Below are 15142 nucleotides of genomic sequence, written 5' to 3' on the forward strand. Positions count from 1 at the left end.
AGCCGGGGGATCAGGACGGGCAGGAGTTCAGCTGCGGGAAGTCAGGCGTCTCCACGCCCGAGGGTCCAAGCGTCGCCTCGAAAGCCTCCGCCCAGACGCCGTCGTCGTTGGCCTTGGTCAACGTGTCGACGATCCACTGGCACATCTCCGGCTTGTCCTTGGAGTAGCCGACACCGATGTTCTCCTCGGAGAACTGGTCGCCCACGACCTTCAGTTCGCCCTCGTTCTGAGCGGCGAGGCCAGCCAGGATCGAGCCGTCGGTGCTCATCGCTTCGACAGAGCCGTCGAGCACCTTCTGCGCGCAGTCGGAGTAGGTATCCAGACCGACGCCCTTCGCGCCTTCCGCCTCGATGTTCTCCAGCGAGGTCGAGCCCGTGACCGAGCAGACCTCCTTGCCCTCGACGTCGGCGACGCTCTCGATGTCGCTGTCCGACTTCACCAGCAACTGCTGGCCGGTGATCATGTAGGGCCCGGCCTGGCCGACGACCTTCTGTCGGTCGTCGGTGATGGAGTAGGACGCGAGCACGAGGTCGACCGTGCCGTCCTGGAGGAACGGCTCGCGGTTGTCCGAGATCGTCTCGACCCACTTGACCTTGTCGCTGTCCGGGTCGATGCCCAGGCTGGCGACCAGGATCTTGGCCATCTCGACGTCGAAGCCCTCGGGCATGTCGGACGCGGCGTCCTTATACCCCAGGCCGGGCTGGTCGTACTTCACGCCGACCTTGATCGTGCCCGCATCGGCGAGCTCCTTCATCCGGGTGCCGTCGTCGAACGAGCTGGCCGCGTCGTCCTTGACGTCCACGTCCGGTCCGTCGTCACCGCTGCCGGCGTCTCCACAGGCTGCCAGCGAGAGCCCGAGTCCGGCGACGGCGAGCACCGCCTTCGTACGAGTGAATCTCATCTGTTTCTCCTTCTCTCCCGGCCCGAGAGGCCTCGTTTGATGGGGATGACGTGTGATGGCTCAGTGCTTGAGGATCTTGCTCAGGAAGTCTTTGGCGCGATCGGATTCGGGGTTGGTGAAGAACTCCTCGGGAGTGTTCTCCTCGACGATGGCGCCGTCGGCCATGAACACCACGCGATCGGCAGCCGTACGCGCGAAGCCCATCTCGTGGGTGACCACGATCATCGTCATGCCCTGCTTGGCCAGATCGACCATGACGTCGAGGACCTCTTTGATCATCTCGGGGTCGAGCGCCGAGGTGGGCTCGTCGAAGAGCATCACCTTGGGCTCCATCGCGAGAGCGCGCGCGATCGCCACGCGCTGCTGCTGGCCGCCGGAGAGTTGCGCTGGGTACTTCTCGGCCTGATGTCCGACGCCGACGCGTTCGAGCAACTCGCGAGCGCGTGAGTCGGCTTCCTTCTTCGATGCTCCGCGGACCTTGATCGGACCGAGTGTCACGTTTTCGAGGATGGTCTTGTGGGCGAACAGGTTGAAGCTCTGGAAGACCATGCCGACCTCGGCGCGTAGCGCAGCGAGTGCCTTGCCCTCCTGCGGGAGTTCCCTGCCGTCGAGGGTGATCGCGCCGTTATCGATCGTCTCCAGACGGTTGATCGTGCGGCACAGCGTCGACTTGCCGGAGCCGGACGGGCCGATCACGACGACCACTTCGCCCGCGTGGACGGTGAGATCGATCGACTTCAGGGCATGCAGTGATCCGAAGTGCTTGTTGACCCCAGTGAGGACGACCAGCGGGGCTCCGCGTGCACTCGTCCCCGGGTCATGGCCTCCCGAGTCCATGACCGCAACCTAATAGGTCGCGCCGACAAGTGGCCATGTCCGAAGTCGGATGTTCTCGGATCGTGACCCCACTTCGAACCGGCTCACCCCACGCCCTGCCCGAAGATTCGCCAGCGATCCTGCGCATCGCGGGTGAGCTGATAGCCCCACACGGTCTCGCCGTCGGGCAGCGAGACGTCCGCGCGAAACCGACGCGAGGTCAAGGTGAAACGCACCGGGACTCGCATCACCTCGTCTCCCTCGGCCTTGCCGGACCACGCCGGGTCTTCCTTCTGTGGGTCACTGATCTCGATGTCGTCGAGGCTCGCCACTCGATGGCACCAGCCGGTCGCGTCTTCGGGCTCGGTCAGCAGCGACGACGCGCGATCACAGTCGTGCTTGTTGAGCGCTTCGAGATAGGTGCGTACGACCTCCTCGGGCGGCGCGTCGTCGGCCGGCGCCGCGACGTCGCCGGTCTTGAGTGGAGGCAAGAACGCGGGGCTCGTGACGACACCGAGGACAAGGAGAACGCCTAGGGTGCTGCCGATCAACGCACTCTTCACGATTGACTGACGCTCCTTGTCCGTCTGCGGTTGCCCGTACGCTCTCACGACATGACGCCCACCGTGCTCGTCGTGCACCACACCGTGTCGCCCGCGCTGGCCGAGTTGGTGGAGGCGGTCGTCGCGGGGATCCGGCACCCTGACCTCGAAGGTGCGGTCCGAGCAAACGTACGCCCGGCGCTGTCGACGACCGGGGCAGACGTGCTGGCAGCGAGTGCGTACGCGCTGATCACGCCGGTGAACATCGGCTATATGAGCGGCGCGCTGAAGCACTTCTTCGACACCGTCTACTACCCGTGCCTGACCGCGACGGTGCGTCGGCCGTACGCGCTGGTCGTGCATGGCAACAACGACGTGGCTGGGGGCGTGCGCAGTGTCGAGAGCATCGCCGGTGGCCTGGAGTGGGCGCGAGTGATCGCCCCGGTCGAGGTGGTTGGGGACGTGAGCGCGCAGGCGCGTGAGGCCTGCGCCGAACTCGGCGGGACCCTGGCCGCGACGATCATGGAGTAGTCGGTGGGGCGCCGTACCCTTGAGCGGTTATGACTGAGACCGCCGCACGCACGTACGAAGTGAAGACGTACGGATGCCAGATGAACGTCCACGACTCCGAGCGCCTGACCGGGCTGCTGGAGGACGCGGGCTATCAGGCCGCGCCCGAGGGCGAGCAGGCAGACGTGGTCGTCTTCAACACGTGCGCGGTGCGCGAGAACGCCGACAACCGGCTCTACGGCAACCTCGGCCACCTCGCGCCGGTGAAGGCCAAGAAGCCCGGCATGCAGATCGCCGTCGGTGGCTGCATGGCGCAGAAGGATCGCGACACGATCATCAAACGCGCCCCGTGGGTCGACGTCGTGTTCGGTACGCACAACATCGGCTCGCTGCCCGCGTTGCTGGATCGCGCTCGCGCGGCCGAGGAGGCCCAGGTCGAGATCCTGGAGTCGCTGGAGGTCTTCCCGAGCACGCTGCCGACCAAGCGCGAGAGTGCGTACGCCGCCTGGGTCTCGATCAGTGTCGGTTGCAACAACACCTGCACGTTCTGCATCGTGCCCTCGCTGCGGGGCAAGGAGAAGGACCGCCGACCGGGCGAGATCCTCGCCGAGATCGAGGCGCTCGTGGCCGATGGTGTCTGCGAGGTCACGCTGCTGGGGCAGAACGTCAACGCGTACGGCGTGGAGTTCGGCGATCGGCAGGCCTTCAGCAAGTTGCTGCGCGCGTGCGGTGAGATCGAGGGCCTGGAGCGGGTGCGCTTCACCTCCCCGCACCCGGCGGAGTTCACCGACGACGTGATCGAGGCGATGGCGCAGACGCCCAACGTGATGCCGCAGCTGCACATGCCGCTGCAGTCCGGCTCCGATCGAGTCCTCAAGGCGATGAGGCGGTCATATCGGCAGGCCAAATTCCTGGGCATCTTGGATCGCGTCCGCGCCGTGATGCCCGACGCCGCCATCTCCACCGACATCATCGTCGGCTTCCCCGGAGAGACCGAGGAAGACTTCCAAGCCACGTTGGATGTCGTACGCCAGGCGCGGTTCGCGCAGGCCTACACGTTCCAATACTCCATCCGCCCGGGCACTCCGGCCGCGACGATGCCCGACCAGATCTCACCCGAGGTCGTCAAGGTCCGCTATCAGCGACTCTTCGCGCTGGTCGAAGAGATTGCGTGGGCGGAGAACCAGAAGCTGGTCGGTCGCACCATCGAGTTGCTGGTCGCCGAGGGCGAGGGACGCAAGGATGCGGCGACGCATCGGTTGAGCGGGCGGGGTCCCGACAACCGGCTCGTGCACTTCAATCCGGAGGGCGCGGACGGCGTACGCCCGGGCGACATGGTCACCGTCGAGATCACGTACGCCGCACCGCACCACTTGGTGGCCGACGGCCCGGTGCTGTCCTTGCGTCGTACGAGGTCGGGCGATGCCTGGGAGCGGCGTACGGCTGAGCCGGTGTCGACTGGCGTCGGGCTCGGCATGCCGACCGTCGGCGTACCCGTGCCGCTGCCGGACGCTCCGGCCTGTCGCTGAGCGTCAGGCCGGCTCCTCGGGGTCGCCCTCTTCGTTCTCCTGACCGGCCTCGGGGGTGTCCTCCTCGCCGGTCTCCTGATCGTCGGCCGCCCCCTCAGGCGCTTGCTGCTTGTCATCGGGCTCGGTGATCTCGGCGGGCACCATGTCGTCCACCGCGGGATTGCTGTCGGGTTCGAGATCCGGCACCGTCGGCGCGTCGGGGATCTCGCCGTACTTCTCCTCGTCGGCGATCGAGTCAGCTCCGCCGGGGAAGCGCTCGGGGGGTTCGGTGGTGGCCTCGGGGAGGTCGCCGAGTTCGTCAGCCATGGTCGTGCTCCTTGAAGCCGAAGGTCAGATAGGGCTTCACTGTGCCCTCGCGGATCGCGTCCAACACCACCCGTTCGTGGGGGACGACAGGGTCAGGAAGGTCGTCGAGGCGACACCACCGGATCTCGGCGTTCTTGCGCGGCTCCAGGATCGTGGGCTCACCCCGCCACGATGACGCCGTGAAGAAGAAGTCGACGCGCTCGTCGATCGGGTCGGCGTACATCGTGCGACTCATCGTGGTCACGAACGTCAGGTCGAGGTCGGTGACGCCGAGTTCCTCGACTGCTTCACGGCGCGCGGCGGCGTACGCATCCTCGCCACGCTCTACGTGCCCGGCGATCCCGGCGGCCCAGTAGCCGTCGCGGTAGCCGGTGTTCTGCCGCAGGCACAGCAGCACCTCGGTGTCGGCTCCCGCACTGCGCGTCAGATAGACGTACGACGCGGGCACGACTACGAATCGATCGGTCACTCGCGTGGGTCCTGCTGGGGCGCGTTGGCCGGGTCGGTCGGGGAGAGTTCCGGGTCGTTCGGCTGCGCGGGCTCGGTGGGGGCGGACTCGGTCGGCTCAGAAGGCGTCGGCTGGCCGATGTCGTCGTCTGTGCAGTCGAGCCCGTCGGCCGCATCCTTGGCCTGGTCACCGCTGAACTGTTGCTGGCTCATCAGGTCTCCTTGTTCCGAGTTGAGGTGGCCAAGGCAACCGCAGGGATCGCAAATCGGCAACGCCCTCCCCGCCAACGAGGAGGGCGCTTCGCTCAGTTGATGTCGTCGTTCTTGCCGTCGAGTGAGTCGAGGGTGTCTTTGGCCTTCTCGACCCCGAGGTCGACCTTGTCGCCCAAGCCGGTCTTCTCGCTGATGACATCGCCGGCCTTGTCGAGCCCGTCCGCGATCTTGTCGCCCTGGCTGTCCACCGCCGCGGTCAGCTTGTCCTTGGCGTCGTCGAGGAAGCCCATGTTGTCTCCTAGATGTTTCGTGGATGAGGTCGTGGCCCTCCAAAAGGGTGTGCCCACGCGTGAAACAGTAGCCCCGTGGTCGTCACACCCAGCGTCAAGCCGATCATCGCGGTCGTCGGCGCGACCGCCTCGGGCAAGACCGACCTGTCCCTCGACCTGGCCGAGCGCCTCGACGGCGAGATCGTCAATACCGATGCGATGGCGATCTATCGCGGCATGGACATCGGCATCGCCAAGATCCCGATCGAGCAACGCCGAGGGATCGCACACCATCTGCTCGATTTCGCGACCGTACGAGATGCCGACGTCAGCGTCGCCGACTTCCAGCGCCGGGCGCGGGCGGTGATCGCCGAGATCCGCGACCGCGGCAAGGTCCCGATCCTGGTGGGGGGATCGGCTCTCTACACCCGCGCGATCCTCGACGAGTTCGAGTTCCCGGGCACCGATCCGGTCGTACGCGCTCGGCTGGAGGCCGAGTTGGAAGAGTTCGGAGCAGCCGCGCTCTACCGGCGCCTCCAGGACACGGACCCCGCTGCCGCCGCGCAGATCCTGCCCGACAACGGGCGCCGGATCGTACGCGCTCTCGAGGTAGGCGAGTTGACCGGCGAATCCTTCACCGCCACGCTGCCGCGGATGACGTACGTCGATACCGCCACCGTGCAGATCGGCGTCGACATCGACCGGCCGACGCTGGACCTGCGGATCGAGCAGCGCGTGGAGCGGATGTTCGCCGAGGGGCTCGTACGCGAGGTCGAGGTGCTCCTGCGAGACGGGCTGGCCGACAGTCGTACGGCATCTCGGGCCATCGGCTATCGCGAGGTGATCGCGATGCTGGAGGGCCGACTGACGCTGGAGGGTGCGCTGGAGCGCACCGTGGCCGCGACCCGGCGCTTCGCGAGGCGCCAAGAGAGTTGGTTCCGCAAAGACCCACGGGTGCACTGGGTGACGTGGAACGACCCGGACCGGGTCGAGCAGGCGCTGACCGCGATCCACAACTGAACGCCCAGGGAGGCATGACTCGACGCCCAGGGAGGCATGACTCAACCAGCTAGGCGCTCCTCCAGAGCCGACGTCAGGATCGAGACCAGCGTCTCGACCTGGATGTCGGCCGTGGTGGTCTCCTCTTCCGTCGCACCGTCGAGCGCGCGGGCGGCGAGCCCGGCCTTGCTGTCGATGAGTTCGGCGATCCGGGCGTCCACGGTCTGCGCGGCGATGATCCGCCACGCGGTGACCGGCTCGGTCTGCCCGATGCGGTGGACGCGGTCGATCGCCTGGGTCTGCTCGGCGTTGGTCCACGACAGTTCGGCGAGTACGACGTTGGACGACACCTGCAGGTTGATCCCCACGCCGGCCGCGGTGAGGGAGCAGATGATGATCGAGACATCCTCGTCTTGGGTGAAGGAGTCGATCGCCTCCTGGCGCGCGTTCTTGGTCTGGTCGCCACGGATCTCGGTGTAGCGCAGTCCGCGCTTCTCGAAGACCACGGCCGCCTCGTCCATCACGTCGAGGTGCTTGGCGAAGAACACGACCTTGCCCGCGCTGCGCGCCAGTTGAGCGGCATAGTCGGCGGCGAGTTCGGCCTTGGCCTGCCCGATGCGACGCACCATCGCGAAGACGTTGGTGCCGTCGGCGGAGTCATCGGGACCTTCGGCGACCTCACGCTCGGCGACCCGGCGTACGAGAGCGTGGTCGATGCCGTCGAGATCGGTCACCGCGACACCTGCGCGGCGGTGCTCCAGCGCGGCCATATAACGACTGACCAGGCGGTCGGCGAGTCGACGCTCGGCCTCGGCGATGGAGCGTCCTTCCGCACCTTCGAGCTCGACCGGCATGTCCGCGATCCGGCGAGCCGGGATATCGGCCGCGACGTCGATCTTGCGGCGCCGCACGATGCCGAGGTCGACCACAGACTCGCGTGCCGCGGGATAGAACGCGTGGTCAGCGGGCGTGAAGCCGTTCTCTTCGAGTTCGGCCATCAACTCGCGACCGGGCTTGCGTTCGTCGATCCAACCGAGGAACTCCCAGATCGCGCGGAAGTCCTCGATGTCGTTGATCAACGGCGTGCCGGTCAGCGCCATCAGCAGCGGTCGGGACACGCGTTCGCGGATCTTGTGCGAGATCTCCTGGACGTGCTGGGAGCGCTGCGACTTCTTGTTCTTGATGTAGTGCGCCTCGTCGACCACCATGCCCCGGAAGCCGTGGTGGCCCATCCAGTCGACGTGTCGATCGAGGATCTCGTAGTTGATGATCACCACGTCGGCGAAGCCGTCGATCGTGTCGCCATCCCCGTGCACGACCGTCACGGTGCGCTGCGGCACCCACAGCTGAGCCTCGCGCGCCCAGTTGGTCTTCACGACGTTGGGAACGACCACAAGCAGTGGGTACGCCTTGGCGGCCTCGGCCGCGAGCAGCGCCTGAGCGGTCTTGCCCAGACCGGGCTCGTCGGCGAGCAGGAACGTACGGTGCCCCTCCGTCACCGCAGCGATCAGTCGACTCTGGTGGTCCATCAACTCGATGCCGCGAGGCAGCGGGACGGGGCGCGGCTCGGGCAGTTCCATCGCGGCGCTCGCGCCAGCCACCGGGTGCTCGAAGGCGTTGAGCAGTGGCCCGATCAACTCCCACCCGGCGAGGTATCCGGTGAGTTTGGGGGCCGTCACCGAGAAGTCGGGCACCTGGAACGGGTTGGCGAGTTGGGCGGCGATCACCGAACGCGGCAGCACCTTGCGCTCCAGCCGCGCGACCTCGGTTTCGCTTGGCTCGACGGCCTGCTCCTCGACGGGCGTGTAGCCGGCGCCACGCTGCATCTCGCGCACGATCTGGCGGGTCCGGTCCGACACTTGCGCATCGGGCTGCAAGACCACGAAGAGCGAGGGCTCCCGCGCGGCGCTTTGCGCCAGGATCGTCGCGACGCCGTCGAGCCGTTTGAGCATGCTGTCGCGCTGGGCGTCGGTGAGCGTCTCCTCTGTTCGCGCGCGTACGCGTTCCTCACGCGCCAGCAGCGCCACAGCCTGGAAACGCGCCCGAAGTTCGGGCCCGATCTGACCGCGGCCGACCGCGGTCTCGATCTCGCGGACGGCGCGCGCGAGGATGGGCATCACGCCGTCGTTGTCGCGCTTGCGGGACTGATTGCGTCCGCGGCGGTTGCTGCCCGAGCGGCGATCACGCTGAGTGGTCAACCCACACTTCTTTCGATCGTGTTACGTCGCTGCGCCTGACAACACAGCGATCCGGCCCCGGTGGGCGGGTGCGTCCAGAACTACGGACGGCCCGGCGTACGGCAAGAACTGCGGGGTCCGGAGAAGTGGCTGCCGAACTCGTACGCGCCGGGGGAGCCGATCTTCAGGCGCGATTCCGCGCGCTCGTACGACCGGCTCAAAGGCCAGTGTAGCCGCACGCCACCCAGAACACGCGTTCGCTCTCAGTGATGATGCGCGGGTGCCTGCTGCTGAGCGCACTGGCAACGCTCGGACTGCGGCACTCCGGCGAGTGCCTCCTCGATGTGCTCACCGCATCCGGTCCAGGTGGCTTTGCCGCAGACGCGACAGGTGACCGCTTGGCACATGTGTCCTCCTCCGGTGGGGTTCCACTGTTTCACAAACGCGTGTACGACAGGTCGCTATGGTCGCAATAGCGAGTCAACGCCGACGAACAAGGAGCCGTCTTATGGCGACGATCAACGCGACCGAGGCCACTTTCGAGGAACTCGTCACCGGCAACGGCATCGTGCTGGTGGACTTCTGGGCCGAGTGGTGTGGCCCGTGCCGCCAGTTCGCGCCGATCTATGAGGAGACCTCGGCCAAGCATCCCGACATCGTCTTCGCCAAGATCGACACCGAGGCCGAACAGGGGCTCGCGGCGCAGGCACAGATCACGTCCATCCCGACCCTGATGGCGTTTCGTGACCAGGTCCTGGTCTTCGCGCAACCGGGTGCCATGCCCGCGGCGGCTCTGGAGCAGGTCATCGAGGCGGTCCGCGCCCTCGATATGGACGACGTACGCCGGCAGATCGCCGAACAGCAACCGCCGCAGTGATGGCAGGATCGCGACCGTGAGTTATCGCTTCGTCAAAGGACATGGCACGGAGAACGACTTCGTGGTCGTGCCCGGCGACGTCGCACTGACTGTCGAGCGCGTACGCGCGTTGTGTGATCGGCGGGCCGGGATCGGCGGCGACGGCGTCATCGGCGCAGTCCAGCGGGATGGTCGTTGGTTCATGGACTATCGCAACGCCGACGGCTCGATCGCCGAGATGTGCGGGAACGGCATCCGTGTGTTCGCCCGTTATCTGCAGGAGTACGAGGGGGTGAGTTTCCCGCTCGAGATCGACACCCGCGATGGCATCAAAACACTCACGGCGACGCGGGACGGCTTCTCTGCCGACCTCGGTGCCCCGAAGATCGTCGGGATGACGCGGGTCGCTGCCGCCGACGGCAGTTGGCCGGCAGTTCACATCGATATGGGCAACCCGCACGCGGTCGCGTTCGTGGATTCACTCGACGACGCTGGTGGGCTGCTGGAGGCCCCGGCGTACGACGAGTCGGTCTATCCGGATGGGGTCAATGTCGAGTTCGTCCAGCGCGTCGGCCCCCGGCACGTTGCCATGCGCGTCTATGAGCGCGGTGCGGGCGAGACCCGGTCCTGCGGCACGGGCGCGGCTGCGGTCATGGTTGCCGCGGCGCGAGCCGACGACCTCGATCCCTCAGGCTCCCGGCAGGGGCTCGGGATAGACACGACCTACGTCGTAGACGTTCCCGGTGGTCGCCTCCAGGCGACCTGGACCGCGGACGACCGTGTCCTGCTCGCCGGGCCTGCGGTGCTGGTGGCGTGGGGGGAGACCGACCTCTGAGGAGACACCGGGCAGCATGTCGCTAGCCTTCGCGATATGGACATCAACGGATCCTCAGCCATCGTCACCGGTGCCGCCTCAGGCATCGGCGCCGCCGTCGCTCGCCAACTGGCGGCCAAGGGCGCGCGCGTGGTCGTCGCCGACCTGCAAGCCGACAAGGGCGAGGCGCTCGCCGAGGAGATCGGCGGCATCTTCGCCCTGGTCGACGTCACCAAGACCGAGCAGATCACCGCAGCGGTCAACGCCGCCGCCGAGATCGCTCCACTGCGCGCCTGTGTGAACTCGGCCGGCATCGGCTGGGCCCAGCGCACGATCGGTCGCGACGGCCAGCTCGAGTCGGCTCACGCCCTCGACGCCTTCCGCAAGGTCATCGAGATCAACCTGATCGGCACCTTCGACATGACTCGCCAGGCCGCCACGGTGATGTCGCGCAACGAGCCCGACGCCGACGGTCAGCGCGGCGCGATCGTCAACCTCGCCTCGGTCGCGGCCTTCGACGGCCAGATCGGCCAGGCGTCGTACTCCGCGTCCAAGGGCGGCGTCGTCGGCATGACACTGCCGGTCGCGCGCGACCTATCGGCCGCGGGCATTCGTCTCAACACCGTCGCTCCGGGCCTGATCGACACTCCGATCTATGGGGAGGGTGAGCAGTCCGAGCAGTTCAAGGCGCACCTGGGCCAGTCGGTGCTCTTCCCCAAGCGCCTTGGCGTGCCCGACGAGCTCGCCTCGATGGTCATCGAGTGCGTCACCAACTCCTACATGAACGGCGAGACGATCCGCGTCGACGGCGGCATCCGGATGCCTCCCAAGTGAGGTGACCGGCTTCGTCGAGCTGTCGTCGCCCCGAGGGCGCGCGGTCGTCCTCGCGGCGACCCTCGGGTCGGGCATGGCGATGCTCGACGGCACGGTCGTCAACGTCGCTTTGCGCGAGCTCGGCACCGACCTGGACGCCAGCCTCGCGCAGTTGCAGTGGATCACCAACGGCTACTTCCTGACGCTGGCCGGGCTGATCCTGCTCGGTGGTGCGCTCGGCGACCGCTGGGGACGGCGTCGCGTCTTCGAGCTCGGGGTCGTGCTCTTCGCGGTTTCGTCGCTGTTGTGCGGACTCGCCCCCACCGCCGAGGTGTTGATCGGTGCGCGGGTCGTACAAGGCATCGGCGGCGCACTGCTGACGCCTGGTTCCTTGGCGATCCTGCAGTCGGTCTTCGTGCCCGCGGATCGGGCTCGTGCGATCGGCACATGGTCGGGGATGGCGTCGTTCGCGACCGCCTTCGGCCCGCTGTTCGGCGGACTGCTGATCGAGGTGTCGTGGCGGTTGATCTTCCTGATCAACCTGCCTTTGGCGGTACTCACCCTGGTGGTCGCGCGGCGTGCTGTCCCCGAGACCCGAGACGAGTCCGCGACCGGGCGCTTCGACGTCGTGGGCGCTGTGTTGGCGGTCCTGGCGCTGGGCTCGACGACGTACGGACTGATCGAATGGGGGCGCTTCGCCGCGCTGTGGCTGGGCTTGGGCGGGCTGGCGTTGATGGTGTTCTTCGTGTGGTGGGAGCGGCGTACGCCTCGGCCGATGATGCCGACGTCGCTCTTCGGGTCGGTGCAGTTCAGCGCGGCCAACGCGATGACCTTCGTGGTCTATGCCGCGCTCGGCGCGATGATGTTCTTCCTGGTGCTGCAGTTGCAGACCTCGCTGGGCTGGTCGCCGCTGGCCGCCGGGCTGGCGACCCTGCCGATCAGCGTGTGCATGCTGTTGCTTGCCGGACGCGGCGGGGCGTACGGCGAACGCGTCGGCCCGCGCATCCCGATGACCGTCGGCCCGCTCGTGATGGCGTTCGGGACGGCCTGGCTGGCGCTTGTCGACGCCGGCGACGGCTATGTGTTGCACGTCCTGCCGGGCCTGGTGATCTTCGGTCTCGGGCTGGCCTTGATGGTGGCTCCGCTGACCGCGACGGTGCTGGCGGCCGTGCCCGACAACCGCGCGGGCGTGGCAAGTGGGATCAACAACGCGGTCGCCCGCGCGGGTTCACTGCTCGCTGTCGCTGCGTTGCCGGTCCTGGTGGGGTTGTCCGGCGACGACTATGCCGTGCCGGCACTGTTCAGTGACGGCTACCAGGCCGCGATGTTGCTGTGCGCGGGCCTGCTCGCGGCGGGCGGGCTGATCTCGTGGCTGCTGATCCGGACTCCTGGCCAGCCCGCGGCGCGGTGACCCCCTCAATCCTCGGCGGAGAACTGCGGCCGGGGGCGCAGTCGGGCGCCTTCTGACCCGCGCCGCGGCCGCAGTTCTTCCTCCCGAACGCCGTCAGGCGCGCACCCGCTCGCTCTTCGGGTCGTACGCCGGGCGCAGCGAGACGCTCGCCGCGAAACGTTCACCCGCCACGTCGACCTCCCACGTGCCGGAAGCCAACCAGTCGGGCGTCACAGCGTCTGGCGCCGTGACGTACGCCAACCCGACCGCCGCGCCCAGAGTCCAGCCGTAGGAGCCGGCGCGCACATAACCGACCACGACCCCGTCGCGCAGCACCGGCTCGGCGTGGAAGAGCAGTGGACCGCCTTCGCCGAGCCCCTGGTCGAGCACGATCTGTACCAGCCTGGACAGCATCGGACGGCCACGCCGCTCGGCCAACGCTGCTCGCCCGATGAACTCGTGGTCCCAGTCCACGGCGAAGCCCAGGCCGACGGCGAGGGGGCAGTCGGTGTTGTCGATGTCGTGGCCGAAGTCGCGATAGGCCTTCTCCATCCGCAACGACGACAACGCCTTGAGCCCGGTCAGCCGCACCCTCGGGTCGGCCGCGATGGCGTCCCAGACCTCGCCGGCTCGTGCCGCGGCGACATAGAGTTCATAGCCCAACTCGCCCAGATAGGTGATCCGGGCGCAGAGCGATTCCACGCCCGCCACCGTGATCACCCGCGCGGTGCGGAACGGGAACGCGGCCGTGGACAGGTCCTGGTCAGTCAGCCCGGCCAGCACGTCGCGAGACAACGGGCCTTGCAGGTTGATCTGCGCGAGTTTCGCGGTCACGTCGGTGACGGTCACCTCGCCGTGCAGGTGGCGGTTGAGCCAGTCGAGGGCTGCGCCGTGCGCGGTGTCGGAGGCCACGACCATGAACGAATCGGCGTCATGCTTGGTGACCGTCAGGTCAGCTTCGATCAGGCCACGTTCGTTGAGCCACTGGGTGTAGGTGATCGTCTCGGGCGCGCCGTCGACGTCACCGGCCGAGATCCGCGCCAGTGATGCGCCCGCATCCGGGCCTTCCACGAGGAACTTGGCCATGAACGACATGTCCATCAGCCCGGCGCCTTCGCGTACGGCCCGGTGCTCGTGCTCCCACTGCTCGAACCAGGGCGCAGCACACCACGTCGGCTCGGCCGTCGGGGTCTGCCCGGCCCCGGCATACCAGTCCGCCGACTCCCACCCCGAGACCTCGCGCAGATAGCCGCCGGCCGCGACCAGGCGGTCGTGCACCGGCGAGAGCAGCGCACCGCGTTGGGTGTGCAATTGCTTGCCCGGCGTGTGGGCGGCATAGACCGTGCCGAGGATCTCGGTCGTACGTTCGGCGCGATAGGCCGGCGCCAACTGGTAGGGCTGGAAGCGTGCGACGTCGAAGCCCGTCACGTCCACGCCGGGATCGCCCGACACGATCCATTCGGCGATGACTCGGCCCAGGCCACCGGCGGAGAGGATGCCGACCGAGTTCATCCCCGCTGCGACGAAGTAGCCCCGGATGCCGGGCACTTCGCCGACGGCGGGCGCGAGGTCCGGGGTGAAGGACTCGGGACCGCAGAAGAACGTGCGTACGCCGACCTCCTGGGTGATCGGCACCCGCGACATCGCGGTCTCCAGGAAGGGCGCCATCCGATCCCAGTCGGGCTTGAGGGTGGTGAAGGAGGCGTCGCCGGGGATGCCCTCCACGGCCCACGCCGCCGCGTGCGGTTCGAAGAGGCCGACCATCATGCCGCCACCCTCCTCGCGGTAGTAGCCGTACGAGGTGGGGTCTTCGAAGATCGGCCCATCGGGGTCGATGCCGTCGATGGAGTCGGTGATCAGGTAGTAGTGCTCAGCCGCCTGATTGGGGATGACCAGACCGCTGCGCTCGCCGAGTTCGCGAGCCCACATGCCGGTGGCGTTGACCACGTATTCACATTCGATGTCGCCGGCGCTCGTACGCACTCCGGTGACGGTGCGCAGCCCGTCTCCGGACATCAACACGTCCTCGACCGTGACGTCTTCGACGATCCGTACGCCGAGGTTCTTGGCACCGCGCGCCAACGACATGGTCAGGTCTACGGGGTTGACCCGGCCGTCGCCTGGGATGTGGAAGCCGCCGTGCAGATCGTCGGTGCGAGCCCACGGGAACAGATCGCGCATCTCGTCGTTGGAGACCTCGTGCACTTCCAGGCCGAGGTGGCGCTGGAACGCTGCGACCCGACGGTATTCGTGGAGGCGGTCCTGATCGGCGGCGGCCTCGATCAGACCGACCGGGCGGAAGCCCGTGGACATCCCGGTCTCGGCTTCCAGGCGCGCGTACAGGTCGCGTGAATAGAGACGGATCCCGGTGTTGGTCTCGCTCGTGGAGCCGAAGGTGGTCATCAGGCCTGCGGCGTGCCAGGTGGTGCCGGAGGTCAGCTTGTCGCGTTCGATGAGCACGGTGTCGGTGTAGCCGGCATGGGCGAGGTGATAGGCGATCGAGCAGCCGATGACGCCGCCACCGATGATCACGACACGTGCACGTGCAGGAAGGTTCACG

17 protein-coding genes are annotated in these 15142 nt (G+C 67.5%); 7 read left to right on the plus strand and 10 right to left on the minus strand.

The genetic code is table 11. The features are described 5' to 3' along the window. Window positions 1-10: 10 nt before the first annotated feature. The 3 genes from V9G04_02215 to V9G04_02225 all read right to left on the minus strand — a co-directional run bounded on the left by V9G04_02215 (window position 11) and on the right by V9G04_02225 (window position 2280). Window positions 11-901 (minus strand): glutamate ABC transporter substrate-binding protein, encoded by an 891-nt coding sequence (locus V9G04_02215; GenBank protein ID MEI2712119.1) that lies wholly within the window; start codon window positions 899-901, stop codon window positions 11-13. A 60-nt stretch (window positions 902-961) separates the two neighbouring features. Then, a complete protein-coding gene (locus V9G04_02220) occupies window positions 962-1690 on the minus strand; it encodes an amino acid ABC transporter ATP-binding protein (GenBank protein MEI2712120.1) in 729 nt (242 codons plus the stop codon). A gap of 131 nt (window positions 1691-1821) precedes the next feature. Continuing rightward, on the minus strand, window positions 1822-2280 hold the full coding sequence (locus tag V9G04_02225; GenBank protein MEI2712121.1) for a hypothetical protein: 459 nt from the start codon (window positions 2278-2280) through the stop codon (window positions 1822-1824). Between the two features lie 51 nt (window positions 2281-2331). Between V9G04_02225 and V9G04_02230 the strand changes: the two genes are divergently transcribed. Beyond that, a complete protein-coding gene (locus V9G04_02230) occupies window positions 2332-2790 on the plus strand; it encodes a flavodoxin family protein (GenBank protein MEI2712122.1) in 459 nt (152 codons plus the stop codon). 29 nt (window positions 2791-2819) lie between these two features. Next, on the plus strand, window positions 2820-4298 hold the full coding sequence (gene miaB / locus V9G04_02235; protein MEI2712123.1) for a tRNA (N6-isopentenyl adenosine(37)-C2)-methylthiotransferase MiaB: 1479 nt from the start codon (window positions 2820-2822) through the stop codon (window positions 4296-4298). Window positions 4299-4301: 3 nt separating this feature from the next. Here the strand turns inward: miaB and V9G04_02240 are convergent, their stop codons facing one another. The 4 genes from V9G04_02240 to V9G04_02255 form a co-directional block, all read right to left on the minus strand. Then, window positions 4302-4604 carry a hypothetical protein gene (locus V9G04_02240; GenBank protein ID MEI2712124.1) on the minus strand — a complete coding sequence of 101 codons (303 nt, stop codon included), beginning with the start codon at window positions 4602-4604 and terminating at the stop codon, window positions 4302-4304. Next, window positions 4597-5073, minus strand: a complete 477-nt coding sequence (locus V9G04_02245; protein ID MEI2712125.1) for an NUDIX domain-containing protein — start codon at window positions 5071-5073, stop codon at window positions 4597-4599. The genes V9G04_02240 and V9G04_02245 overlap by 8 nt, the downstream gene beginning before the upstream one ends. Continuing rightward, window positions 5070-5264: a hypothetical protein gene (locus V9G04_02250; protein ID MEI2712126.1), complete on the minus strand. Its 195-nt coding sequence runs from the start codon at window positions 5262-5264 to the stop codon at window positions 5070-5072. The genes V9G04_02245 and V9G04_02250 overlap by 4 nt, the downstream gene beginning before the upstream one ends. 92 nt (window positions 5265-5356) lie before the next feature. Then, on the minus strand, window positions 5357-5554 hold the full coding sequence (locus V9G04_02255; GenBank protein MEI2712127.1) for an antitoxin: 198 nt from the start codon (window positions 5552-5554) through the stop codon (window positions 5357-5359). A gap of 75 nt (window positions 5555-5629) precedes the next feature. On the opposite strand from V9G04_02255, the gene miaA reads away from it, so the two are divergent. Continuing rightward, the gene (miaA, locus tag V9G04_02260) at window positions 5630-6553 is read left to right on the plus strand and encodes a tRNA (adenosine(37)-N6)-dimethylallyltransferase MiaA (GenBank protein MEI2712128.1); all 924 of its coding nucleotides are present in this window, start codon (window positions 5630-5632) and stop codon (window positions 6551-6553) included. A gap of 41 nt (window positions 6554-6594) precedes the next feature. On the opposite strand, the gene V9G04_02265 is transcribed toward miaA, so the two are convergent. Together V9G04_02265 and V9G04_02270 are read right to left on the minus strand one after the other, a co-directional pair. Then, window positions 6595-8730: a DEAD/DEAH box helicase gene (locus V9G04_02265; protein ID MEI2712129.1), complete on the minus strand. Its 2136-nt coding sequence runs from the start codon at window positions 8728-8730 to the stop codon at window positions 6595-6597. Window positions 8731-8972: 242 nt separating this feature from the next. Further along, window positions 8973-9116 carry a hypothetical protein gene (locus V9G04_02270; protein ID MEI2712130.1) on the minus strand — a complete coding sequence of 48 codons (144 nt, stop codon included), beginning with the start codon at window positions 9114-9116 and terminating at the stop codon, window positions 8973-8975. Window positions 9117-9172: 56 nt separating this feature from the next. Between V9G04_02270 and trxA the strand changes: the two genes are divergently transcribed. The 4 genes from trxA to V9G04_02290 are packed head-to-tail and all read left to right on the plus strand — an operon-like array spanning window position 9173 to window position 12603. Beyond that, a complete protein-coding gene (gene trxA / locus V9G04_02275; GenBank protein ID MEI2712131.1) occupies window positions 9173-9586 on the plus strand; it encodes a thioredoxin in 414 nt (137 codons plus the stop codon). Window positions 9587-9602: 16 nt separating this feature from the next. Then, window positions 9603-10400: a diaminopimelate epimerase gene (gene dapF / locus V9G04_02280; protein ID MEI2712132.1), complete on the plus strand. Its 798-nt coding sequence runs from the start codon at window positions 9603-9605 to the stop codon at window positions 10398-10400. 36 nt (window positions 10401-10436) lie between these two features. Then, complete coding sequence (locus V9G04_02285; protein ID MEI2712133.1) at window positions 10437-11213, plus strand: SDR family NAD(P)-dependent oxidoreductase; 777 nt, start codon at window positions 10437-10439, stop codon at window positions 11211-11213. A gap of 1 nt (window position 11214) precedes the next feature. Continuing rightward, window positions 11215-12603: an MFS transporter gene (locus tag V9G04_02290; GenBank protein ID MEI2712134.1), complete on the plus strand. Its 1389-nt coding sequence runs from the start codon at window positions 11215-11217 to the stop codon at window positions 12601-12603. Window positions 12604-12696: 93 nt separating this feature from the next. Here the strand turns inward: V9G04_02290 and V9G04_02295 are convergent, their stop codons facing one another. Then, window positions 12697-15141: an FAD-dependent oxidoreductase gene (locus V9G04_02295; GenBank protein MEI2712135.1), complete on the minus strand. Its 2445-nt coding sequence runs from the start codon at window positions 15139-15141 to the stop codon at window positions 12697-12699. Between the last annotated feature and the right edge of the window lies 1 nt (window position 15142).

The organism is Nocardioides sp. (genome assembly GCA_037045645.1).
Classification (GTDB): domain Bacteria; phylum Actinomycetota; class Actinomycetes; order Propionibacteriales; family Nocardioidaceae; genus Nocardioides.

Bases quoted from the DNA above. Each gene is read 5' to 3' on its own strand.
- V9G04_02215 (MEI2712119.1), bottom strand. From the start codon at position 901: ATGAGATTCACTCGTACGAAGGCGGTGCTCGCCGTCGCCGGACTCGGG.
- trxA (MEI2712131.1), top strand. From the start codon at position 9,173: ATGGTCGCAATAGCGAGTCAACGCCGACGAACAAGGAGCCGTCTTATG.
- V9G04_02250 (MEI2712126.1), bottom strand. From the start codon at position 5,264: ATGAGCCAGCAACAGTTCAGCGGTGACCAGGCCAAGGATGCGGCCGAC.
- miaB (MEI2712123.1), top strand. From the start codon at position 2,820: ATGACTGAGACCGCCGCACGCACGTACGAAGTGAAGACGTACGGATGC.
- V9G04_02255 (MEI2712127.1), bottom strand. From the start codon at position 5,554: ATGGGCTTCCTCGACGACGCCAAGGACAAGCTGACCGCGGCGGTGGAC.
- V9G04_02285 (MEI2712133.1), top strand. From the start codon at position 10,437: ATGGACATCAACGGATCCTCAGCCATCGTCACCGGTGCCGCCTCAGGC.
- V9G04_02230 (MEI2712122.1), top strand. From the start codon at position 2,332: ATGACGCCCACCGTGCTCGTCGTGCACCACACCGTGTCGCCCGCGCTG.
- V9G04_02240 (MEI2712124.1), bottom strand. From the start codon at position 4,604: ATGGCTGACGAACTCGGCGACCTCCCCGAGGCCACCACCGAACCCCCC.
- V9G04_02270 (MEI2712130.1), bottom strand. From the start codon at position 9,116: ATGTGCCAAGCGGTCACCTGTCGCGTCTGCGGCAAAGCCACCTGGACC.